Annotated in this window: 19 protein-coding genes; 10 read left to right on the top strand and 9 right to left on the bottom strand. The window is 59.2% G+C overall.

All coding sequences use genetic code 11. The features are described from left to right. The first annotated feature begins 28 nt into the window (after window positions 1–28). Window positions 29–1,114: an AbrB family transcriptional regulator gene (locus AC2A6O_RS25835; protein WP_498931409.1), complete on the top strand. Its 1,086-nt coding sequence runs from the start codon at window positions 29–31 to the stop codon at window positions 1,112–1,114. Here the strand turns inward: AC2A6O_RS25835 and AC2A6O_RS25830 are convergent. From AC2A6O_RS25830 to AC2A6O_RS25810, 5 genes are all read right to left on the bottom strand, one after another. After that, the gene (locus tag AC2A6O_RS25830) at window positions 1,074–2,063 is read right to left on the bottom strand and encodes a D-2-hydroxyacid dehydrogenase family protein (RefSeq protein ID WP_498931408.1); all 990 of its coding nucleotides are present in this window, start codon (window positions 2,061–2,063) and stop codon (window positions 1,074–1,076) included. The genes AC2A6O_RS25835 and AC2A6O_RS25830 overlap by 41 nt on opposite strands. Window positions 2,064–2,111: 48 nt before the next feature. Beyond that, window positions 2,112–2,924 (bottom strand): universal stress protein, encoded by an 813-nt coding sequence (locus AC2A6O_RS25825; protein ID WP_498931406.1) that lies wholly within the window; start codon window positions 2,922–2,924, stop codon window positions 2,112–2,114. 2 nt (window positions 2,925–2,926) lie between these two features. After that, window positions 2,927–4,015: a 4-oxalomesaconate tautomerase gene (locus AC2A6O_RS25820; RefSeq protein ID WP_498931404.1), complete on the bottom strand. Its 1,089-nt coding sequence runs from the start codon at window positions 4,013–4,015 to the stop codon at window positions 2,927–2,929. Window positions 4,016–4,028: 13 nt separating this feature from the next. Continuing rightward, complete coding sequence (locus AC2A6O_RS25815) at window positions 4,029–6,059, bottom strand: tripartite tricarboxylate transporter permease (protein ID WP_498931403.1); 2,031 nt, start codon at window positions 6,057–6,059, stop codon at window positions 4,029–4,031. A 298-nt stretch (window positions 6,060–6,357) separates the two neighbouring features. Beyond that, window positions 6,358–7,437 (bottom strand): type 2 periplasmic-binding domain-containing protein, encoded by a 1,080-nt coding sequence (locus tag AC2A6O_RS25810; RefSeq protein WP_148587515.1) that lies wholly within the window; start codon window positions 7,435–7,437, stop codon window positions 6,358–6,360. A 145-nt stretch (window positions 7,438–7,582) separates the two neighbouring features. Between AC2A6O_RS25810 and AC2A6O_RS25805 the strand changes: the two genes are divergently transcribed. The 3 genes from AC2A6O_RS25805 (at window position 7,583) to AC2A6O_RS25795 (ending at window position 10,889) form a co-directional block, all read left to right on the top strand. Beyond that, window positions 7,583–8,254 carry a response regulator transcription factor gene (locus tag AC2A6O_RS25805; protein WP_148587516.1) on the top strand — a complete coding sequence of 224 codons (672 nt, stop codon included), beginning with the start codon at window positions 7,583–7,585 and terminating at the stop codon, window positions 8,252–8,254. Beyond that, on the top strand, window positions 8,251–9,612 hold the full coding sequence (locus AC2A6O_RS25800; RefSeq protein ID WP_498931400.1) for an ATP-binding protein: 1,362 nt from the start codon (window positions 8,251–8,253) through the stop codon (window positions 9,610–9,612). Before AC2A6O_RS25805 ends, AC2A6O_RS25800 begins: the two co-directional genes overlap by 4 nt. 266 nt (window positions 9,613–9,878) lie before the next feature. Continuing rightward, window positions 9,879–10,889 carry a zinc transporter ZntB gene (locus AC2A6O_RS25795; protein WP_498931398.1) on the top strand — a complete coding sequence of 337 codons (1,011 nt, stop codon included), beginning with the start codon at window positions 9,879–9,881 and terminating at the stop codon, window positions 10,887–10,889. Window positions 10,890–11,143: 254 nt separating this feature from the next. Here the strand turns inward: AC2A6O_RS25795 and AC2A6O_RS25790 are convergent, their stop codons facing one another. Genes AC2A6O_RS25790 through AC2A6O_RS25775 form a run of 4 tightly spaced genes read right to left on the bottom strand, consistent with a single transcriptional unit; the run spans window position 11,144 to window position 14,915 of the window. Then, window positions 11,144–12,460 carry an SGNH/GDSL hydrolase family protein gene (locus tag AC2A6O_RS25790; RefSeq protein WP_498931396.1) on the bottom strand — a complete coding sequence of 439 codons (1,317 nt, stop codon included), beginning with the start codon at window positions 12,458–12,460 and terminating at the stop codon, window positions 11,144–11,146. Between the two features lie 12 nt (window positions 12,461–12,472). Next, window positions 12,473–14,308: a carbamoyltransferase family protein gene (locus AC2A6O_RS25785; RefSeq protein ID WP_498931394.1), complete on the bottom strand. Its 1,836-nt coding sequence runs from the start codon at window positions 14,306–14,308 to the stop codon at window positions 12,473–12,475. A 4-nt stretch (window positions 14,309–14,312) separates the two neighbouring features. Further along, entirely contained in the window at window positions 14,313–14,456 is a 144-nt protein-coding gene (locus AC2A6O_RS25780) for a DUF5989 family protein (RefSeq protein WP_498931636.1), read from the bottom strand. 54 nt (window positions 14,457–14,510) lie between these two features. Beyond that, window positions 14,511–14,915, bottom strand: coding sequence for an SxtJ family membrane protein (locus AC2A6O_RS25775; protein WP_148584080.1), 405 nt, complete (start codon window positions 14,913–14,915; stop codon window positions 14,511–14,513). Window positions 14,916–15,560: 645 nt separating this feature from the next. Here AC2A6O_RS25775 and AC2A6O_RS25770 point away from each other — a divergent pair. The 6 genes from AC2A6O_RS25770 to AC2A6O_RS25745 all read left to right on the top strand — a co-directional run bounded on the left by AC2A6O_RS25770 (window position 15,561) and on the right by AC2A6O_RS25745 (window position 22,274). After that, a complete protein-coding gene (locus tag AC2A6O_RS25770; RefSeq protein ID WP_498931392.1) occupies window positions 15,561–16,493 on the top strand; it encodes a LysR family transcriptional regulator in 933 nt (310 codons plus the stop codon). Between the two features lie 117 nt (window positions 16,494–16,610). After that, complete coding sequence (locus tag AC2A6O_RS25765; protein ID WP_498931390.1) at window positions 16,611–17,936, top strand: extracellular solute-binding protein; 1,326 nt, start codon at window positions 16,611–16,613, stop codon at window positions 17,934–17,936. Window positions 17,937–18,011: 75 nt separating this feature from the next. Further along, on the top strand, window positions 18,012–18,887 hold the full coding sequence (locus tag AC2A6O_RS25760) for a carbohydrate ABC transporter permease (RefSeq protein WP_498931388.1): 876 nt from the start codon (window positions 18,012–18,014) through the stop codon (window positions 18,885–18,887). After that, window positions 18,884–19,720: a carbohydrate ABC transporter permease gene (locus AC2A6O_RS25755; protein ID WP_498931386.1), complete on the top strand. Its 837-nt coding sequence runs from the start codon at window positions 18,884–18,886 to the stop codon at window positions 19,718–19,720. The genes AC2A6O_RS25760 and AC2A6O_RS25755 overlap by 4 nt, the downstream gene beginning before the upstream one ends. Before the next feature lie 11 nt (window positions 19,721–19,731). Next, window positions 19,732–21,267 carry a sulfatase gene (locus AC2A6O_RS25750; protein ID WP_498931384.1) on the top strand — a complete coding sequence of 512 codons (1,536 nt, stop codon included), beginning with the start codon at window positions 19,732–19,734 and terminating at the stop codon, window positions 21,265–21,267. Continuing rightward, complete coding sequence (locus tag AC2A6O_RS25745; RefSeq protein ID WP_498931382.1) at window positions 21,264–22,274, top strand: DUF4432 family protein; 1,011 nt, start codon at window positions 21,264–21,266, stop codon at window positions 22,272–22,274. The genes AC2A6O_RS25750 and AC2A6O_RS25745 overlap by 4 nt, the downstream gene beginning before the upstream one ends. Window positions 22,275–22,279 lie beyond the last annotated feature (5 nt).

Genomic DNA, 22,279 nt, shown 5'->3' with positions numbered 1-22,279 from the left:
TATCCAGTTGGATACATATGGACACAGCTTGAGTCAATCCACCTTTATGCGTTTCGATTTCACGAACCCTCTTGCGCGCCGCGCTGTTACCTTCGCTCTCGCTTCGATTGGGGTGGGTGTCTTCTGGGGGCTCCGTCTGCCGTTGCCGTTCCTGTTCGGTCCGATGCTGATGTGCCTCTGCGCGGCGCTGGTCGGGGTGCCGTTGAAGGGCTTTGGCCAGGTCTCGGTCGGGGCACGCACGATCCTCGGCGTGGCGGTCGGTGCTTCGATCACGCCGCAGCTGTTCACAGAGCTGCCGCGTCTGGCGGCATCCCTCGCCATCATCCCCGTTTATATTGCGCTGATCGGATGTCTGGGCGTTCCGTTTTTCCGGAAAATATGGGGGTTCGACGCACCGACCGCCTATTATGCGGCGATGCCCGGCGGCCTTCAGGACATGGTGATCTTCGGCACGGAGGCCGGCGGCAATCCGCGTGCCCTGTCCCTGATCCATGCCACGCGGGTCTTGCTTGTGGTGACGCTTGCGCCCTTCATCCTGACGCATTTTTTCGGCGCTGCCCTCACCAACCCCATCGGAGCCCCTATCAGGGACGTGCCATTCCACGAACTCGGCCTGATGGTGGCAGCTGCCCTTGTCGGCTGGAAAGGCGGAGAAAAGCTCGGCCTCTTTGGTGCTTCGATCCTTGGCCCGATGATTGTGACGGCCGCGCTTTCACTGGCCGGCCTGATCCACATTCGTCCGCCGGCTGAAGCCATCCTGGCGGCTCAATTCTTCATTGGCTGCGGCATAGGTGTGCATTTTACCGGGATCACCTGGTCGGAACTGAGCCGGATCGTGATCGCCGCCGTCGCCTATGTGTTCCTGCTGGCTGCACTTGCGGCGCTGGTTGCCCTGGTCGTCACGACCCTGGAACTCGGCCGGTCAACGGAGGCATTTCTCGCCTTCTCGCCCGGGGGGCAGGCCGAAATGACAGTGCTGGCAATCGTCACAGGAGCCGATCTCGGCTACGTCGTCACGCACCATCTGACCCGCATCGTGCTGGTGATCGTCGGTGCGCCGCTGGCCGCTTCGCTCATAGGCCGGAAGAACGTCGGGACCACACCTCCGGATTGACCATATTGATCGGCGCACCGGCGGCATAGGCGAGGATCTGTTCGTAAATCTCGCGGAACTGGGTCTCGATTTCCTGCTCGGTGACAAAACCGATATGAGGCGTCGCGATAAGCCTTGGATGTGATAGCAGCGGATCGTTCCGGTCTGACAGAGGCTCGTTATCAAACACATCCACTGCGGCACGCCCTGGTCTTCCCGCATCAAGGGCGGACTTCAGCACACCCGGCGCGATCAATCCCGCCCGCGCGGTATTGACCAGGATAGCGCTCGGTTTCATCACCCTCAGATCGTCGGCGGTGACGACGCCTCGCGTTTCGGCTGTCAGGCGGAGATGAAGCGAGACGACATCGCTCTCGGCAAAGAACGCCGCGCGACTGGCTGCAACCGTCTCGCCATCGCCACGCGCCCTCTCCCGCCCATCCGGAGAAGCCCACCAGTCAACTGTCATGCCGAAAGCGCGGGCATATTGGGCGACGAGCCGGGCAATCCGCCCATAGCCATAAAGGCCGATCGTCAGTCCCTTCGCCGTCCGTCCGACGCCGCTTTGCCAGAGACCCGCCTTGGCTGACGCCATTTGTCCGGGCAGGTCGCGAAGCGCGGCAAGCATGAGGGTGAACGTCAGTTCGGCCGCCGCGACATTGGGCGCGTCGCCGCCCTTGCCGGAACACACAAGCACATCGTGATCGCTACAGGCGGGAACGTCTATATGCGGCCAGGTGCTGCGCTGCGCTATCAGCCGCAATGCGGGCAGGCGCTCGAGCAGACTGCGGGTGATCGTCGTGCGTTCGCGAAACAGCACCAGCGCTTCGGCGTCTGCCAGCCGTTGGGCCAGAACCGCCTCGTCGCTCGCGTGATCGGTCCAGACCGTCACCTCGTGGTCGTCCAGCATGCTGAAACTCGGCAGGCCGGACAAGGTCTTGAACCAGTCGTCGAGGATATGGATACGCATCGCTCTCTCTATGTCCATTCCGGTCCGGCTCAGGCCGGACTACAGATGTCAGTGGGACAGCAGGATCGGAATGGAAATCTCGCGCAGTATCTGAGCGGTATGTCCACCAAGAAAATCCTCACGGAACTTGGAATGCTCATAAGCGCCCATGACCAGCAACGAGGGATCATGCCTTTTGCAGTAGGAAACGATGCAATCCACCAGCGGATGGCCGGCCGGCCAGGCCTCATGGACTGTCTCGATATCGTGCAGTTTCAGATGTGCCATCAGATCATCGAGCGATCCCACTGGCGGACCGATGGTGAGCACGCTCACCTTACCCTGTTGCTCAAGCAGGCGCAGACTGTCCGACATTGCCCGCGCGGCCGCGCGGCTGCCATCCCAGGCAAGCGCGGCATGGGAATGGCGGGCTTCCACATCATAGCCTTCAGGCACGACGATCACCGGACGCCCCGCCAGAAGTGTGATCCGGTCGGGATGCAGGACGATGTGCTCGTCATCACCGCGCATCGGCCTCCCGACGATCAGGATGTCGAAGCTGCGCGCCGTGTCGGACAGAACGACGTCAACTCTTCCACTCTGCGTCCTGAGTACCAGATTGTCTCCAAGACCCAGGGTCGGTCGCAATCGCTCGAATTGTTCCACGATTTCCGACACGATGCCCTGTTGGGCATTGGCAAGCAGATTGCGGGCCTCGCGTGGAATCCAGCGTGAGGTCGTATCGAAAGTGTCGTGGGTCGAGTGAACCAGAAGCGCCGTTACCTGCGCCCCGCGTTGCTTGGCCAGCGAGGCTGCATAGCGAAGCGCAGCCTCGGAGGCTTCGGTTCCGTTGAATGCCACCAGCAAATTCAAGAGTGCCATGATCAGCGTCCTTTCCAGACCGAACTTGGAACATAGATCTTGCCGTCGGCCAGTTTGCGCGCGGTGCGCAGGAGGCCGGCGGAAATGAGGCTGAAACCGTCGGCATCGTCAAATTCGACCAGCACCTCGATCCGGCCGGAAGGATGTTCCAGCGTCACGTTGACCGGGCTTTGTCCGGAACGCTCGAGCAGACCATCGGCAACCGTGCCCGGCGTCAGCGCACACGAGGCGAGGCATTGAGACCCGGTGACCGCCATGCTCGGATGGGTATTCCAAGGCATGAAGTAACGCGTTGCGATCGTGCCACCCTCCCGGGCCGGCGCCAGCAGACCAAATTTCGGGGCGACGGATTTCGTCACATCGCCCATGCCCATGCGTGTGCCGGCCTCGATGCGGATCTTCTCCATGCGGGCGAAGAAATCCTTGTTCGCATCGAGTTCCGCAGCTGATTCATGGCCAGTCAGGCCGAAATCGGACGCGCGGGCGATGACGATCGGCATGGCGACGTCCATACAGGTGACCTCGATACCGTCGATTTCGTCACGCAGGTTTCCCGTTGGCAGGAAAGAGCCGGTCGACGAGCCGACCACCTCCATGAAGTTCAGGGCGATCGGCGCGGCCGTTCCCGGAACGCCCGCAATCGCGGCGTCGCCTTCATAGGTCAGCTTGCCACCCGGCGTCTGGACGCGCGCGAGCACCTTCGCGCCGGTGTTCACCGCCCGGATGCGGATTTCCGTCTCGTCGCCGGTGGGAGAAATCAGGCCCATCTCGATTGCGGCCGGACCAACTCCAGAAAGTATGTTGCCGCAGGTAGGCTTGAAATCGACCAGCCGGTCCTCGACCGAAACCTGCGCAAAAAAGTAGTCGACGTCGGCCCAGTCGTCCTCTGAGGCAGAGAGCATTGCGACCTTTGTGGTCACCGCAGTGCCGCCACCGATACCGTCGATGTTGAGCGGATGGCCGGAGCCCACGGCCGCGACCAGCACCGCCGCCAGGGTGTCGCGATCTTCGGGAAGATCTTCGCGTCGAAAATAGGGGCCGCGCGAAGTGCCGCCACGCATGAAAATGAAAGGAATGGCTGTCTGTGACATCTTCTATCTCCGATCACTTGAGTGGCCATGGCAGATCAACGGCGCTCTGTAGCAGCCCCGGGGGGAAGTCACGATTGAGCGCTCCCGCCATCGTGCACATCAGCGCCACGCCGCAAGCCGTCAGGAGCAGGACCTTGGGCCAACCCGCCCCTGCGCGAACCCGCAGAAACGCGATCAGGAAAGCCGTCAGCGCCAGAATGAAGCCCACGACCCATGACGCCGCTATCAGGAACCCGAACCATGCAAGCGTCGGCCACAGGCCGTAGGGCGCATCGGCGTCTTCGCCGGCGCGTTCCTTGTCGGCAAAGATCGGATCCGTCTCCGGCCGGAGCATCATCTGCGCCAGCAGGATGATGCAGCATCCGAGCGTGATGGTGCAGATCACCAGCGGAACGATCTTGTCGGTCATGTTGTAGTCGGGAATCATTTGCGCGTTGACCAGGGACGCCACCACGTAGGCGGCAATCACCAGAAGGAAAACAAGAGGCGCACGCTTGGAACCGGCCTGCACATTGCCTTCAGCCATGATGCTCTTGGCCTGACGGATCCCCAGAACGACCGATACGAGCGTGACGATAATCAACACGATCACGATCGGCGAGAACAGATACGTCATTCCTTCTTCGAAGCTGTTGCGGAAGCGGAAGGAGGCGATCTGGAAAGCCTGGTTGGAGAATTTCTCCACCGGGTTGGACAGCACGAAGCCGATCAGGAATGCAGGACGCGACCAGTCGAAACGACGCAGGAAGATGCCGATCAGGCCGATGCCCAAAAGCGCCAGCAGATCCTCGAAGTTCTGTCCCGACTGAAAGGCCGCAAAGCTGATCAGCATGAAGAGGAAAGGCGCAAGATAGGTAAAGCGGATGGTGGTCAGCTTGGCGATGCCGCCGGATGCGGCGATGCACAGCAGCGTACCGACAACATTGGCAAGCGCGAGCAGCCAGACGATGGAATAGGTGATGTCGAGATTGTCGCGCAGCATCGACGGGCCGACCTCGATGTCTCCGCTTCCCAGAAGCGCGATGGCGCCGATGAAGATCGCCATCGATCCGGATCCGGGTATTCCGAAGAGCAGCGTGGGAACCAGCCCACCGCCTTCCTTGGCGTTGTTGGAGCTTTCCGGCCCGATAACGCCGCGGATCTCGCCCTTGCCGAAATTCGACTTGTCCTTTGTGGTCTGCACCGCATGGCCATAGGCAATCCAGTCCACGACAGACCCGCCAAGACCCGGGATAACACCAACCATGACGCCGATGATGGAACACCGCACCGACAGCCATTTGTTGGCCACCCAATCGCGAACGCCTTCGGCCCACCCCGCGCCAAGATTGGCATCCTTTGCGATCGATCTGTCCTGGCGCAGCAACGAGACGATCTCGGGTACCGCGAATATGCCGAGACCGACAATCACCAGCGACAGTCCGTCAACGAGATAGGGAATGTCATAAGTCGCCATGCGAAGACTGCCACCGGCATCGGCCTCGCCGATTGTACCGATGAGCATGCCGAGACCAGCCGCAGCCAGCCCCTTGAGGGCAACCCGCCCCGCCAGAACCGCAACCATCGACAGGCCGAGAATGGTAATCATCAGCATTTCGGGAAGCCCGAAGGCCAGGACGATGGGACGCGCAAACAAGATGAATATCGTCAGGAAAAGCGCCCCGACCAGCCCGCCGAACAGCGACGACGTGAAAGCGGCTGAAAGGGCGCGGGCGGCTTGACCTTTTCGAGCAAGCGGAAAGCCATCCAGAACAGTTGCCTGGCTCGCGGAGGATCCCGGAATCCCCATCAACACCGAGGCAAACGTGTCGGATGTCGGCACCACCGCCACCATGCCGATCATCAATGCAAGGCCGTATAGCGGCTCCATTCCGAACATGAACGGCAACAGAAGCGAAAGGCCGGCGATCCCGCCAAGCCCGGGAAAGATGCCGACAGCCAGGCCCATGACCACGCCAAGCACCAGATATCCGAGAACTTCCGGTTGAAGGATCATGTGCCAGGCATCAGACAATGCCGGCAATGCGCTCGCAAACATTTCCATTGGAGAAGCCTCTTTGGATTTCGGTTGGGTCCCGACATCTGCCTGCAGCCACAGGGCGCGTAAAGTATCGGGCAGGCGTTGCCAGTTGCAAAGGGGTATGAAAGTTGAGAGACAATCGGGGCCAGACGGACCAGCCAGCATCCCTGTTCACCATGACGGATCGCATCGCAGTCACGGTCCGTGCCATAAGTCCGGGCTTGCCTGTGCTTTCCCTGGAAAGCACAGGTCCCGAAAGCGGCACCGCTCAACCATCAAGGTCGGCCCACCCTGAAGGATGAGCCGACCTTACGGTGAGGAACTATTTCAGGGAAACCCCGTAGGCCTCCTGAAGCCAGTTCTTGACATAGTCCTTCGCCTGCGGCGAGACCGTGGTTCCTGCCGCGGTCGCTTTCTTGGCGTTCGGGCCGACGAAGATGTCATATTTGCCGATTGCCTTCGCCGAGATCGTGGGGAAGTCGTCGCGCTTGCGCACGGCGTCGAATGCATCGGCGTACGTCTGAGCTACATCATCGGGCGTCCCTGCCGGCAGGAAGGCAATCTTCTGCACGGGAAAGCCGGAAACAAAGAAGGCCTTCCAGGCATCCCAGGCGTCGCCGCTGGTCTCGCAACCGTCGGTCGCTTCACAGACTTCCTTGAAGGTCGGAATGTCGGGGAAGGTCGGGTCACGGACGATATTGCCATTGTCGTCGATCGCACCCCAGGTCATCATCGGTACGGCCTTGCCCTGGGCCACCAGGTCGGCCGACGCGCCGAGATAGCTTGAGGACGTTTGATAGTCGATTGTGGCTTCGCCGCGCTCGAACATCAGTCGGCCGTCACCGCGTCCCTTGATCCCGAACACGGGCTCAACATTCATCCCCAGCATCTTCCATGCCAGAAGCGGCACGAGATCAAGCCGGGTCGCGCCCTGCGAACCGTAGATAAAGTTGATATCCTGCAGCGCATTGGCGGAGCCATCGAATTTCGCGCCGTCTTCCGGGTTGAGATAAGCCACACCGCCGGTGCCGGATGCCATCACCGGTACCCAGTCGGAATATTCGTAGCGTACCCGCGGATCATCGAGCAGATAGGGAAACTGGGTAGAACCGGATGTTCCGAAGAGGAGCGTACCGTCGTCGTACTTCTGCTCCTGAAACCAGTTCGCGCCCTTGGTCGAGCCCGCGCCGGGCATGAACTTGACGACGACTGTAGGATTGCCCGGCAACGCCTCGGAAAGCAGCGGAGCAAAGAAGTTCGCCCATTTCGCGGAACCACCGGTTTCGGAGAACGGGATCACCCATTCAATCGTCTTCCCGCTGAAATCCACTTCTGCGGCTGCAGGCGTCGCCAGCAGAGCCGCCACGGCTACTGAAGTCACAAATTGTTTGATAGTGGTCATTGGTTCCTCCCTAAGACCTTTTCTGTCGCAGGTGCGACCTACGCTCATTCAATAATGTAAATGAGGCACAGGCCTCTCCTCCAACCGGAGCACGTTGCCAAGCCAACCTTGCAAAAACCTTGCGCCTCGTGACAAATACGTCGTCATGCGAATCGCGATCGTGGAAGACAACCAGTCTCTGGCTAACGGGATTGCCTACCGTCTGCGAAGCCGGGGGCATTCGGTCGACCTGCTGCATGATGGCGAGGAAGCCTACGCGTTTCTGATGCAGGAAGGGGCCGATCTGATCGTCCTCGACATCGATCTGCCTTCAATGGGTGGTCTTGAGATATTGCGTGCCCTGCGGCGGCGCGAAGACGGGACGCCCGTCATCTTGCTGACCGCGCATGGCGAAACCAAGGAACGGGTGGCGGGGCTCGACGCCGGGGCTGACGACTATCTGACAAAACCCTTTGATATGGATGAGCTCGAGGCGCGTATACGAGCCGTTGCGCGTCGCCGAAACCTTGCCTTCCCGGAGCTGGAGCCACTGGGCCGGCTGGTCTTCGACCGGACCAGCCGTCAGTTGTCCTGCGAGACCGAAGTGCTGAACATACCACGCAAGGAAATCGCGATACTGGAATGCCTGCTGGAGCGGCGGGGACGGCTCGTGTCAAAATCCCATCTGCTTGCGCACGTCTACGGCACAGGCGCAGATATTGCTGAAAGCGCGATCGAACCGCATATCTCCAGGCTTCGCCGCAGGATCGAGGCGTATGGCATCCATATCAAAACAGCCCGCGGACTGGGATACATGCTCGAAATCGACACGGCATGAAGAAATCCCTCTCGCTGCGTTTGCGGGTGTTCCTGCTTATTCTGGTTCCGCTTCTGTGCGTTTCCTGCCTTCTTGGTCTCTGGCGGTTCGAAGCAGCCAAGAGAACCGCCGAAGAGCTCTTTGACCGCACCCTTCTCGCCGCCGGTCTGGCAATTGCCCGAGACGTCGCGATTTCAGAGGGCGATGCCATATCGCAACGCTCCCGCAGCATCATCTCCGATGCCGGTGGGGGCGAAATATTCTATCACGTCACCGGTCCGGGCGGCATCTACGTCACCGGCTATGCCTACCCGCCTGTCTCGGTGTCGAGGGCGACCAGCGATGATCCGAGCTATTACATGGCCAGTTATCGGGGCGAACAGGTGCGAGTCTTGCGGATGTCGGAGACAACGACCATCGGCAACCTGAGTGGCGAGACGGTTGTGACGATCTGGCAAAGGGTAAGCGATCGCCGTGCCTTTGCGGTCACTTTGGCCCTGCGCGCGGCGGCGCTTATCTCCGCGCTTATGGTCGCCTTGGCAGTTGTGGTCTGGTTCGGTGTTCAAATAGGCCTCAAGCCGCTCAGAGGGCTCCAGGAGGCGATTGCATTGCGGTCGCCCGAGGATTTGCGTCGCATCCGCCGACCTGTGCCCGAAGAAGTCTCCGGCATCGTCGCCACCTTGAACAGGCTGCTCGGCCAGGTCGAGCAGAGTATCGTGATGCATCAGGCTTTCATCTCTGACGCGGCACACCAGCTTCGCAATCCGGCATCTGCTCTCTTGTCCCTGGCAGAAGCGCTGCGCGAAGCTAAGACGGAGCAGGATCGCGTTCAGCTTCAATCCGAGCTTGTCACGGCTGCGCGAAAGTCGGCACGCCTTGCCGAACAGCTTCTGTCCCTTGAACGATTGCGCTATGACGGGCCGGCCAAACTGATCCCGCTCGACCTCAACGACGTCGTGAAAGAAGCGTGCGAGGCGGTGGCTCCGGAAATCCTGTCCCGGGATCTGGATTTCAGTTTCGATGCGGCGCAGGGGGCGCTTGTTATCGAAGCTGACGAAACCCTCTTGAGCGAAGCCGTTAAAAATCTCATCGACAATGCGCTTCAGCATGGTGGCCCCCCCCTCAGTGAGATCGCCGTTCAAACCGAACGGGCCGGGTCAAATGCTGTGCTCAAGGTGATGGACGATGGAAGAGGGCTGCCCCCGGAACTGGCGGATGTCGCCTTCAGGCGATTTGGCCAGATCGAACCTGGTTCCGGCAGCGGCCTCGGGCTTGCCATCGTTCAGGATGTCGTTCTGCGGCATGGCGGGACGATTGAGATCATGCCGAGTTCCCGGGGCACCGAAATCAAGATCACCCTGCCGATCCGCGAGGCGTAAGTTTAATCCGGGCGTGTTGCAGATTTTCCTGGGTAACTGCCCGCTGACGATGGCTGAAGAAAGTCCCGCGACGAAAGTTGCGGGGCATGTTGTTGGTTCTCAAATCCGGTCCTTTACGGCGCATCCCTCTCATGCTCGGCTTCCAGTCGTCCCGACATCTCCAGCGCGCCGCTTTTTCGTATTGAATTTCAATGGAGGACTTTGAGAACATTGTTTCGTATTAGAATTGAGCAATTCACGAACGAACCATGTCGGCAATAAATGTGATGAGTGACGACTTACCTGCTGTAGAACTCGGTTCAGTCCTGCCGGAAATCGCGGTTTATTTCATGGACGGTCATGGAAGTGCTCGCAAAGGCGAATTGGACGAACTCTCGACCACGTCTTCCCGTAGCGCGGATCTCGGCTTCACGTGGGTGCATATGCACCGCGAAAATTCGGCCGCGCAAGAATGGCTCCAAAAGTGCGATCTCGACAGTTTCGTAATAGAGGCATTGTCGGCTGAGGAGACCCGCCCAAGATGCACAGTCCACGGAAACAGTGCCATTCTCATTTTGAGAGGCGTCAACCTTAATCCGGGCGCCGAACCCGAAGACATGATCTCCACTCGACTTTGGATCGAAGAAAAGCGGGTGATCGGTGTATGGATCAGACCGCTAAAGGCAATAAGTGATCTTTTCGACGCAATCGAAGCAAACAGAGCCCCTGTCTCGCCTGGAGACCTGGTGGCAAAGCTTGCCCTTCGGCTGGCCGATCGGGCAGAACCGACAATTGCAAATCTGAACGAACGCATTGACGAACTGGAAGAAAATCTTCTGGACGAAACGCTCAGTGCGTCCAAGGGCGCAATTGCCGATATTCGTCGCTCGGCAATTACTCTCCGTCGTTACATGTTTCCGCAGCGTGATGCGCTCACGTCATTCGAGATTGAGGATTTGCCCTGGCTGACTGATCGGGATCGAAGCCGGATCCGGGAAGCTGCAGATCGCGTGACGCGCTTGGGAGAGGAGCTCGATGCCATTCGAGACAGAGCTCAGGTGGTGCATGATCAAATAGCAGATAAACGGTCGGAAACTCTGAACCGGCGCATGTTCGTCCTGTCTGTGGTTACCTCGATTTTCCTCCCCCTCGGTTTGTTGACCGGTTTGTTGGGCATCAACGTTGGAGGTATTCCCGGGACCGGTGATCCGTGGGCCTTTTCGATCGTTTGCGGTCTGTTGCTACTTCTAGGAGGCGCACAACTCTGGATCTTCAAACGCCTGGGCATGATGCGCTAGGCGTAGACTTCCGCAAAACGCCGGCGCAAATCAGCCGATAGAGGCCGTGTCATGAGGACCGGCCTCCTTGTCCAGCCCTCAGTTTGAAGCGCAAATCGCAATCAAACGGAAGCCATCCCGATTCACGCTTCGTGGGAAACGCTCTAACGCGTGATCAGTATCGATCCGATATTCGGGAAGCCCGACCGTCGCCCTCAGGCGGTTTGATCCTTACCAGTATCCTGGCCGCGTCCTCTACTTCCGGCAAGCCGGGGTCAGGGAAGGGCCAGCAGCGGGTCGGTCATGATCCTGCCGGCAGCAAGCGCCGCGCCTTGGGGATTAAGATGCGCATCCGGCGCGTAAAGCCCAAGCGGCGACGGATGGTCGCGAAAGGTCGGGGTCAGGTCGATCAGGCCCACCCCTGCGTTCTCGGCTGCGCGGGCCACGTTCCGGCGTAGCGGGGCGCTGACGAAGCCATGCGGAAACAGCCCCCCGAACTGGTCGAGCGCGGGGATGTAGACCACCACCACCTGCCCCTGCCAACCCTCCGCGATCTCCTTCATGCGATGAAGGATCTGCTCGAAAACCGGGTTGTCGCCGGCCGCCTTGGGGTAGTGCAGGCCCAGAATGCTGGCGGTTTCCTGAAGAGCCAGGAAATTGCGCATGTAGGACCGGCGGCTCAGATATTCCTCCAGGCTGGCGGCGGTGCCCTGCCACCAGTCGGCAATGACCCGGGCCGAGTCCGCGCGCTGTGCCGCGTCCATCTCGATCGGGCCGAAATCGGCGCCCGGCGTCAGGGCCTCGTGCAGCCAGGGTTGTTCGATCTCGACGGACAGGTTTTCCCAGTCATTCCCCTCGAAAAAGGCCACAACGGTGACGCGTGGGCGGAAATACGGTCCATAGCGGCCAAAAACCGCCAGTTCATACAAGGGGCCTGCGCCTCGGCTGGCAGTGTTCAGGATCGTGGCCCCACCCGTGCGCATCTGGTCGACGAGATGCAGGCCATCTTCAAGGCAGATGCCCTCGGCAAAGGAGTCGCCGAGCACCATCAGATCGACCGGCGCAGCGGTTTCCGGCTGCGGGTTGCGAAACCCGTAACGGTCGTTGCGTGTCGTGACCGGCACACCCATGCGGCTGCACAGCAGCATCTCAGCTCCGGGCATCCCGGACAGCACTGCATCGGCCAGAGTTTCGGTCCCCAATTTGGCATTCAGAGCTTTGATCGTATAGGCCGGTGGCATGGCGTCGCCAAAGCGGTCCGCGTCCGCGCCGCCATCAACGATCCCGGCCAGCCCCATCCGCTGCGGCAGATGCTGCCAGCGCATATAACCTTCGAACAAGAACATCGCGGCAAGGATCGAGCACACGGTGATCCCCATCATCAGCGCGTTGTCGGGCGATAGCAGCGTGGCGCAACCGACCAGCAGCGTTGCAATCGCCAGCGGTCCCACCACATAGCGCAGCAGCCGGGGCAGGTCCGAGGCGTAGTCGTCGAAATGTGCCAGCGCAAAGATCGCGGTCAGCACGAAATACCCCGCCGGAATCAGGCACAGGATGATGGCGATCCGCCGATGGCGGCCAACGATGGGCAAGGGCTTCTCCAGTCAGTCCAGCTCGTACCTGTTTTCGTAATTTTCTTGCAGCGAGGTGTCCTGCGCCTCTTTCTCCAGCAGGCAATTGCCGGCGACCAGCACCTCGATCCCGGTGCCCATGAAGCAGCGGAAGGCGTCGGTCGGGGTGCAGACGATCGGCTCTCCGCGCACGTTGAACGAGGTATTGACTAGCAATGGGCAGCCGGTCAGGTCGTTAAAAGCGGAGATCAGCGCGTGATATTTCGGGTTGGTGTCGCGATGCACGGTCTGCACGCGGGCCGAATAGTCGACATGGGTCACGGCGGGAATGGCCGAGCGGCGGATGTTCAGCTTGTCGATGCCGAACAGGGCCTCCTCCTCGGACGTCATCTGGCGCCGGATTTGCTCGGCGACATCGGCGACCAGCAGCATATAGGGGCTGTCGCCGTCCAGATCGAACCACTCGCCGACATGCTCGCGCAGGACCGAGGGCGCGAAGGGGCGGAAGCTCTCGCGGTATTTCACCTTGAGGTTCAGCAGCTTCTGCATGGTATCCGAGCGCGGATCGCCAAGGATCGAACGGTTGCCAAGCGCGCGCGGCCCGAATTCCATCCGCCCCTGAAACCAGCCCACGGCCTTGCCATCCGCCAGCGCCCGGGCGCTGCGGGTCAGGATCTCAGCCTCGTCAAGCCGGGTGAAGTTAGCTCCCGCTGCCGTCAGATCCGCCGCGATCCGATCGTCGTCGAAGGCTGGGCCCAGATAGGCGCCCCGCATGGCATCACCGGGTGGCGCCTGTCGAGGCTGGTCCAGTTCCATATGCCACGCCGCCTGCGCCGCGCCGAGCGCGCCCCCGGCATCGCCCGCCGCCGGCTGCACCCAGATGTCGCGAAAGGCACCGTCGCGCAGGATCTTGCCATTGGCCACGCAGTTCAGCGCCACGCCACCGGCAAGGCACAGCGATGGAATGCCGTATTCCTGCGCCAGCGCGCGGGTCATGCGCAGAAGGATCTCCTCGGTCACGGCCTGGACCGAGGCGGCGATATCCATGTGGAACTGGGTCAGAGGCTCGGTCTCGGGCTGGCGCACAGGGTGGCCGAACAGGTCCGCCATGGCCTTGCTGGTCATGGTCAGCCCGGTTGCATAGTTGAAATAGCGCTGATCCAGCCGAAAAGAACCGTCCGGCTTTACATCGACGATCTTGTCCAGCATCAGGTCGCGAAAGCGCGGCTGTCCGTAGGGGGCCAGCCCCATCACCTTGTATTCGCCGGAATTTACCTTGAAGCCGGTGTAATAGGTGAAGGCGGAATAGAGCAGGCCCAGCGAATGCGGGAAATGCAGCTCGCGATGGATTTCCAGATCCTTGCCGCGCCCGATGGCGACCGTGGTCGTCGCCCATTCCCCGACCCCGTCGATGGTCAGCACCACCGCCTCTTCGAAGGGCGAGGAGTAGAAGGCACTGGCGGCGTGGCTGACGTGATGTTCGGCGAACAGCAGCTTGTCCGCGGAAAAGCGCGGGTCGAAAAGGCTCAGTTCTCGCTTCAGCAGGTCCTTCAGGAACAGCTTCTCGCGCAGCCAGACCGGCATCGCCATCCGGAATGAGGCCAGGCCGCGCGGGGCATGGGCCAGATAGGTTTCCAGCAGACGCTCGAACTTCAGGAAGGGCTTGTCGTAGAAGGCGACGTGATCGACGCCGGCAAGATCCAACCCCGCTTCCTCCAGCACATACGCGATGGCATGGGCGGGAAACCCTGCATCGTGCTTGCGCCGGGTAAAGCGTTCCTCCTGTGCGGCGGCCACAATCCGGCCATCGACCAGCAGCGCCGCTGCACTGTCGTGATACAGCGCCGAGATCCCGAGGATCGCCGTCACGGGGCTAGAACAGCGTATAGATGAAGGGTGCGACTGCCGAACCCTGGCTGAGCACGATCAGCGCCCCGAAAATCGCCAGCACAATGAAAACAGGCAAAAGCCAGAATTTCCGCCTTTCGCGCAGAAAACCCCACATTTCGGCTATCATCGACATAGAGACTCCTCCTCCCTGCTTCGTTTTGAAACCGTGCCGGTATTTGTCCTAATATTGCAGTTTCATGGATTTCGGCTGCTCGGTTCTGGAGATCCAGTATGACTTTTCATTCGGATCCAGTTTCCTTGAAAGCGGATCTTTTCCGCTGGCCCGCATCGCCAGCCCGATTGGAATGAAGACCAGAAGAAAAACAAGCGCCATCACTATCGGCGCCACAATGGCACCGAGCAGCAGGCCCAGCTTGAACCACAACTTGTTGGGCAGGCGCAGGATCTGCGGCGCAAACATGGCGAGGGCAATGAAAACCGCCGCGAGACCCAGCAAAACCCAGCGCGGCGCGTCCCCCTCCGTGACCGGCCACAACCCGATCAGTGCAAAGACTGCCGCGAAGACGAGCCCGAAATTCCGTTCGGAGCCCATCCGGACCGATGTGTTGAACTGATGATCACTCATTTGAAATCACAAAAATTAAAAACAGTATTATCCATATCAAAATCAACTGGGATAGTCGCCCATTAAATTGCCCTTACAGTAAATCGGCGCATCGAAAAGGTTTTCAGGGGCGTAATTATTCCGTAAGCATTTGTATTTTAATGCTTTGTGAGCTGTTCCAAGTCCGTAGCGGGGCGCGATGGGTTCGTTCGGGGTCCGTGGTATGCACTCAGCGGTAGTCTCTGGTTCCTCTAAATTTTAATGTTGGAGAAACCGACGGCACAGTGCGAGTACGCGTGTCGCAAAATTATATGGCGTTGACCTGCTCAGGGAGCCGATCTGCGAGCAGCTTGACGCAACACCTCCAAATGACTTGGATGGAAGATGCCGGAGGAAGTTTTCTCGCAAAAATGCTGGCAAGATGAGAGGGTGCCCCCTACCCTCGCGCACTGAAGCAGCAGGCTTTCAAGTATCGCTCGCACGATAGGACGTAAAACTTGGGACGAAGGTGCTCCAGAGACAGACAGCTTCAATTAGGATTGCGTTGTTGGTGGCTATTGCAGGGTCAGGAGTCGCACCTGTAGTTAAGCAAGCGCCAATCGATCAGTTTGCCTGATTCTCGCCGGTTCGCTTATCGCTCCTGACAACCTGAATGGAATGCCCAAAGTGTCATCTCGAGAAACAAGACACCCGAAGCTTGATCTGAGGTTGCTTTCCTACCTGCTGACAGTTGGCGAGACCGGGAATATTACCCACGCGGCTGAGCAGTTGAATATTGCCCAGCCGACCCTTTCAAAGGCCCTGAAGGTCCTTGAGCACCAACTCGGAATGCCTCTGTTGGTTCGGCACGCCCACGGTGTGACGTTGACGGCTGTGGGCGAACGTCTGGTTCAGCACGCCCGCGCTGTAAGAGCGCAGGTTGTGCAGGCAGAAACAGAACTTGAACAAAGACGGCTGGGAACGATAGGAACAGTGCGGATCGGGGCTGGCCCGTCCTGGGTAAGGCGTTACCTGCCGGAAGCAGTCGAATATGTGCTGTCAGATGCGGACGGTATTCACATTGAAGTCGTCGGTGGTTTCGACGCCAACCTGCTCACTGGATTGACAACGGGCGATCTGGACTTTGTCGTTGCCGAGCTGCCACTTGAACGCGACGGTGACTACGCCTTTGAACACCTGACGACGGACAATCTGGTTGTGATCGCACGTCCAGAGCATGCCCTGGCTGGTCGTTCCGGCGTTAAAGCGCAGGAAGCAATGAGGGTCCGGTGGGGGCTTCCGCCAGCCGATACCCTGGCGCACCGCAAACTCGTCGGAAAGGTCACCAGTCTAGGCCTCAACCTTCCCGAAAAGACGGTGATCTCCTCATCGCACACGTTCCTGATGACACTGGCTGGGATCAGCGATCTATTACTCTACACCACGCGAAGCCAGATGAAAACCCTGGAGGGATCTCATCTTGTCGAGATCGATGTTCCCGAACTGATGACAAGCAGGGATGCAGGCCTGATCTGGCGCACCGGCGCGCTGCTCTCGCCTTCCGCGGAACGCGTTGCGAAGGCGTTGAAAATGTATTGCTCGAAAGATCCGAGAAACTGATGCCATAGCCGCAGGCTATGGAGACCTGCAATATTATCATTTTTTCTCGCACCTCAAGCCTGCTACCCGTTGCGAGGGGAAGCGGTCTCGCATCTTCAACTGAATTGGGAGGAAACGATGAAGTCAGGTTTTTTGAAATATGGCGCTCTGTCGCTTGCTGCGGCAATTGCCTTGCCGGTCATCACGACCGCGCAAGCCGAAGAGCCGATCACAATCGTAATCAACCAGTCGCCCTGGTTGCCGGGGTTTCAGGCGGTCGTCGAACTTTATGAAAAGACAAGCGGAAACACCGTCAATCTGGACGTCAACCCGTTTGCCGGCAGCCTGGAAAAACAACGGACCGCAGTGCGTGCCGGCGAAAGCCCTTTCGACCTTCTGATCATGAACGCGGGGTTCTTCACCGAATTCTATACTGGGGGCTTTCTCAAGCCGCTCAAGGAAATCGACGCGTCGTTCGAGCTGTCGAAAGACATCTACACATTTGATGACAGTGTGTGCTGGAACGCAAAGGCCAAGACAATCACCTGCGATGGCGGAGAGTTGCTGTCCGTGCCGGTCAACCCCAATGTGCTCATCCTGCACTACCGCCGGGACCTTTATGCGGAGAACGGCCTGGAAGTACCGCAAACCTGGGATCAGCTTTACGAGAATGCCAAGGTCCTGAAGACGAGTAGCCGCTACGGTATCTCGCAACGCGGTCAGCGCGGTGCGTTCGATGTGACCTTTGACGTCTTTCCGTATATCTGGTCTTACGGCGGCGGAATTGTCGATCAGCAGGCGGATGGGTCCTACCGCATTTCCATGAACGACCCAGGCACGAAAGCCGGCATGGAAACATATCTCAAGCTCGCCAAGGAGGTAGGCCACCCCTCTACAGCAGGTCAGACCCAGACGAATGTCATCCAGAACATGGCCACCGGTCGCGCCGCACACATCAACTCGGTACCTGCACCGGGTCTGTTTGATGACGAAACCCAGTCTGCCGTCGTTGGTCTGGTCGATTACGCGCCGCCTCCGGGGACATCGGAAATTCCGTCTGTCACGCCCCTGGGGCACTGGTTGGCCGGAATCCCCCGCAACACCTCTGCCGAAAAACAGAAAGCGGCGCTTGCGTTCCTGTCTTGGTTCCAGACCGATGAAGCTCAGCGAGCCTATGCCGAGGCGGGCTCGATGCCGGTCAGTCGTGCCATTTTGGAATCCGACATGGCGGATCAGGAGCAGTACCGCTGGATGAAGGCCATGGCGAAGGCTTTGCCGAACGCGCGCCTGACCTTCACCTTCCCGGAGGCAACGCAGGTTCTGGCGATCACCGAACTTCGCCTCAACCAGGCCATCGGCGGTGAACTGGAACTCAACGAAGCCCTGAATACTGCGGCCGACGAAATTGCCGCGGTTCTGGAAGGAGCTGGCTATTCCTTCGTCAAGCCGGATCCGCTGCCCTAGGAGCCGGCCACCGACGGCCCACGCCATGCGTGCGGGCCGTCGCTCCTTCTCTATTTTCCGCACTGGAGTACTTAGATGCGCGCTGACGGTATCTGGCGCTACGCAACCCTGCTGCCTGCGATCCTCTTTTTCGCGTTGCTGACGTTCCTGCCGCTCGCAAATCTTGTGGCGCTGAGTTTTCACGATGTGGAATGGGTCGACGGAAAGGCAGTCTGGGACTGGGTAGGCCTTGAGAATTTTCTGGCCCTACCAGAAGACAACCTCCTGCGTGCAGGCATATTGAACACAGTGATATTCGCCGTCTTGGCAGTTGTGCTGCAAATGGTCATCGGTTTTTTCCTGGCGCATTGGACGGTCCAGGTCACGCGAGGCCGCCTTTTCTACCGAACGATCTTCATCCTGCCCATTCTCGTGCCGGGGATCATCATCGGCGCGATCTGGAAATTGATGTATTCCTTCGATTTCGGTGTCATTAACATGGCCCTTGGAGTGTTTGGCGTCGGCCCTGTCGACTGGCTTGGAAATCCCAATCTGTCGCTGTTGTCGGTGATCATCGTTGATGTCTGGCACTGGACTCCCTTCTGTTTTCTCCTGCTGTTGGCGGGTCTGGAATCTCTGCCGAAAGACGTTTTTGAAGCAGCGCGTGTTGATGGTGCAACCGACACACAGATCCTTCGCCACATAACCTTGCCGCTGATGCTGCCGACGCTCATCGTGACCTTCGTTTTCCGGATGATCCTCGCTTTCAAGGTTTTCGACGAAATCTACCTGCTCACGGGCGGTGGTCCTGGCACGTCAACCGAAGTCATCAGTTTCACAATCTATCGACGCTTCTTCACCGAGGATCAGGTCGGCTATGGCGCTGCAATGTCGATTGCGGTGATCGTCCTGATAACGGTCATGATCCTCGCGGCGACCCGCGCCACAACCCGGAAGGCGGATGCGTCATGAGCGACCTTGCCAATTCCACCAAAAACACACTCTTCAGACATGGCATGCTGATCCTGTTTGCAGGCATTGTCCTCTTTCCGTTCGTGTGGATTGTGCTGTCGGCGTTCAAGACCCAGATCGACCTTCTGATGGGTCACGTCTTCTTCAAGCCGAACCTAAACGGGTTCGAGAACGTGATCTTCGACCGAACCTCCGACTTTGCCCGCAACTTCGGCAACTCGATGATCATCGGAGTTTGCAGCACGGTACTGGTCCTTTTCACTGCGACGCTGGCCGCGTTCTCGCTCTACCGCCTGAGCTGGCCTTCATGGGTGCTTCATTCGCTTCTCGGCTGGTCGGTCATCTTTCACATGGTCCCTCCCATTACGTTGGCGGGCGCCTGGTTCACGATGTTCCGGACGCTCGGGCTCGACAACACCTATCTTGGCCTCATTCTGGCGCACGCTACTCTGCATCTGCCCATGGCGCTCTGGATGATGGGGGTCTTCGTTCGCGACGTCCCCAGGGAGTTGGTCGATGCAGCGCATATCGATGGGGCAAAGATACCACAAACGTTGTGGTACGTAGTGCTGCCGATCGTGCGACCGGGACTTGCCGCGACCGGCATCCTGACCTTCATTTTCAGCTGGAACGAATTTCCCGTGGCGCTTGTGCTCAGCCAACGCCAGACCGCGACGGTGCCGTTGGGTATCGGACGGTATGCCCAGGAAAACACGATCGCATTTACCGAAATGGCGGCCGCCTCAACCCTCTCGATCCTGCCGGCTTTCGTGCTGCTGCTGATCGCACAGCGGTTCATTGTCAGCGGCTTGACTTCAGGTGCCGTAAAATAAGGACGTTGCCCATGAAAACCATCTTTGTTCTGTTCGACAGCTTGAACCGTCACATGCTGTCACCCTACGGCGGCACGCGTATTCCGACGCCGAATTTCGACCGGCTGTCTTCCCGGGCGACCACGTTCGACAAACATTATATCGGCTCCATGCCGTGCATGCCTGCTCGCCGGGATCTTCTGACGGGACGGCTCAGCTTTCTGCACCGCAGTTGGGGACCGCTTGAGCCTTTCGACAATGCGTTTCCCGAGATTCTTGCGAAGGAAAAGGGGGTCTACAGCCATCTTGTGACCGATCACTTCCACTATTTCGAAGATGGTGGTGCGACCTATCACAATCGCTACGATAGCTACGAATTCGTGCGAGGTCAGGAAGGGGATCGCTGGAAGGCCATGGTACAGCCGCATTGGGAGCGGTTGCGCGAGAAGTATCATGCCGCGCAATTCACGACCGAGCGCAGGAATTACAAGTCCCAGTCCGTCATCAATCGGGAGTTCGTCCGGGAGGAATCTGACTTTCCTTCGGTCCAGGTGTTCGAAGCAGGCATGTCGTTCATCGAGCGCAACAAGGATGCAGACAATTGGGTGCTGCAGATAGAGACTTTCGATCCGCATGAACCGTTTCACGCGCCGGAACGCTTCAAGAAGCCGTTCGAAACAGGCTGGAGTGGCGGTATTCGCGATTGGCCGCGCTACGGCCGGGTCGACGAACTGCCGGAAGAATGCGAGGAGCTGAGGGCCAACTATTACGCAACCGTCGCTCTGTGTGACGACCTGCTGGGCCGCCTTCTCGACCAGATGGATGCGGAAGGCCTTTGGGAAGACACGATGCTCATCGTGACGACAGACCATGGCTTTCTTCTGGGCGAACACGATTTCTGGGCCAAGAACCGGATGAACATCTACGAAGAGATCGCCCATATTCCGCTCTTCGTCCATGATCCGCGCCGCCCCGAAAGCCATGGAAAGCGTGTCGCCGGGCTGACGCAGACAAGCGATATTGCCCCAACGATGCTCGACATCTATGGCGCGGACATTCCGGAAGAAGTCACGGCGCAATCGGTGTTGCCCCTGCTCGAAGGGGCGGCATCTGCCTACGATGCAATCTTGTACGGGTATTTTGGTGGCGCCGTGAATATCGCCGACGGGCGCTACACCTATCACCGCTATCCGCCTGACTTGCGCTCGCAGGAGACATACCAATACACGCTTATGCCGACCCATATTTTTGAGATGTTTCCCGTCAATGAACTGGCCGAAGCAGAGCTTGTTGAACCGTTCAGCTTCACAAAGGGCGCGCGTGTTCTGAAGGTGCCTGTCAAAGCCGGCTCAGCCATGTCTCAAAACTACGGGCCTGAATGCTTCATCGAGGATGATACGCGGCTGTACGATCTTAAGACCGATCCGGGGCAGGACAATCCCATTGATGCACCGGAGGTAGAGACGCAGCTCGCGGCACGGATGCGCGAACTGATGATCGAGCTGGGGGCGCCGGATGAGGCCTTTGTCCGACTTGGGCTGGACACAACCGGAGAGGCTGCCAAGTGAGCACTCCCTTCCCAAAGGCTCGGCGTAAAAGTCTGCCGGATCTTGTCGGCGATCTTCGGCAACTGGCGTTCGTTCGTCAGGTGACGCTCCAAGACGGACCTGAAGCCAATCAGCGCGCCCTCGTTTTTTCCACCGGTGGGGGACTGGACTTCTGGGTGATGCAGGACCGCAGCATGGATATCGGCATTCTCCACTGGGAGGGTATGCCGGTTGCCTGGCAGCATCCGGCGGGGTTCGTGCATCCAGCCTTGCAAAGCCCCTATGACGCGCAAGCGACCGGGATCGAAACATCTCTGGGCGGGTTCCTGGTCACCTGCGGTCTGGACAACGTTAGGCAACCGCAAAACGGGTTACCGCTACATGGTACGCTCCCTTATACGCCCGCGCGTCTTATGAGGAATGGGGCCGACTGGAATGCCTCCACCCCTTACCTCTTTGCCGAAGCTGAGATGGTCTCGGCGCATCTGGGTCGTCATGCATTCCGGCTGACCCGGAGGATTGAGGCAACGATTGGCCGAGGCATTGTGTCTGTTGCGGACCGGGTCGAAAACATTGGCCCAGACGCTGCGGAAATGTGCATCCTCTACCACGTCAATTTTGGGTTTCCCGCGGTAGGTGAAGGAACGCTGGTCAGATTGAATGGCCAGACGATCACCGGTCCGGAGTCAACGGCCGCTGAAAGCGGTCAGACACCGCCACGCGTTGACTGTCAGCCCTCCGGCAAGCCGGGCTCCCGTTTCAAGGCAGAACTTGTTCGCCCCCCGGCAGGCTCTTGGCCCGGCTTTGGCGCATCGATTTCAGGCCCGAGCGACGCTTTGCCCTTCTTTCAGATCTGGCGTGACCGGCGCGCAAGGCGAAACGTCCTGGCACTCGAGCCCGTCAATTGTGCTCGAAACGACGACGGCACGAGCGCCGAGGGCAAAGTTCTGAAGCCCGGTGAAACATGGGAAGCCAAGGTGACGTTTGAATTCAGCAAGGCCTGCGACACGACCAAGAGCGTCGATTAGGGAGA

The organism is Labrenzia sp. ATLA3, from assembly GCF_057180185.1.
The sequence above is the reverse complement of the archived record's forward strand: the minus strand, read 5'-3'. Positions and strand labels throughout refer to the sequence as shown.

What these genes read in the sequence shown, in the direction of transcription:
- AC2A6O_RS25830 (WP_498931408.1), bottom strand. Translation starts at nt 2,063, where the DNA reads ATGCGTATCCATATCCTCGACGACTGGTTCAAGACCTTGTCCGGCCTG.
- AC2A6O_RS25825 (WP_498931406.1), bottom strand. Translation starts at nt 2,924, where the DNA reads ATGGCACTCTTGAATTTGCTGGTGGCATTCAACGGAACCGAAGCCTCC.
- AC2A6O_RS25775 (WP_148584080.1), bottom strand. Translation starts at nt 14,915, where the DNA reads ATGAGTGATCATCAGTTCAACACATCGGTCCGGATGGGCTCCGAACGG.
- AC2A6O_RS25765 (WP_498931390.1), top strand. Translation starts at nt 16,611, where the DNA reads ATGAAGTCAGGTTTTTTGAAATATGGCGCTCTGTCGCTTGCTGCGGCA.
- AC2A6O_RS25760 (WP_498931388.1), top strand. Translation starts at nt 18,012, where the DNA reads ATGCGCGCTGACGGTATCTGGCGCTACGCAACCCTGCTGCCTGCGATC.
- AC2A6O_RS25750 (WP_498931384.1), top strand. Translation starts at nt 19,732, where the DNA reads ATGAAAACCATCTTTGTTCTGTTCGACAGCTTGAACCGTCACATGCTG.
- AC2A6O_RS25810 (WP_148587515.1), bottom strand. Translation starts at nt 7,437, where the DNA reads ATGACCACTATCAAACAATTTGTGACTTCAGTAGCCGTGGCGGCTCTG.
- AC2A6O_RS25805 (WP_148587516.1), top strand. Translation starts at nt 7,583, where the DNA reads ATGCGAATCGCGATCGTGGAAGACAACCAGTCTCTGGCTAACGGGATT.
- AC2A6O_RS25800 (WP_498931400.1), top strand. Translation starts at nt 8,251, where the DNA reads ATGAAGAAATCCCTCTCGCTGCGTTTGCGGGTGTTCCTGCTTATTCTG.
- AC2A6O_RS25755 (WP_498931386.1), top strand. Translation starts at nt 18,884, where the DNA reads ATGAGCGACCTTGCCAATTCCACCAAAAACACACTCTTCAGACATGGC.
- AC2A6O_RS25795 (WP_498931398.1), top strand. Translation starts at nt 9,879, where the DNA reads ATGAGTGACGACTTACCTGCTGTAGAACTCGGTTCAGTCCTGCCGGAA.
- AC2A6O_RS25815 (WP_498931403.1), bottom strand. Translation starts at nt 6,059, where the DNA reads ATGGAAATGTTTGCGAGCGCATTGCCGGCATTGTCTGATGCCTGGCAC.
- AC2A6O_RS25820 (WP_498931404.1), bottom strand. Translation starts at nt 4,015, where the DNA reads ATGTCACAGACAGCCATTCCTTTCATTTTCATGCGTGGCGGCACTTCG.
- AC2A6O_RS25780 (WP_498931636.1), bottom strand. Translation starts at nt 14,456, where the DNA reads ATGATAGCCGAAATGTGGGGTTTTCTGCGCGAAAGGCGGAAATTCTGG.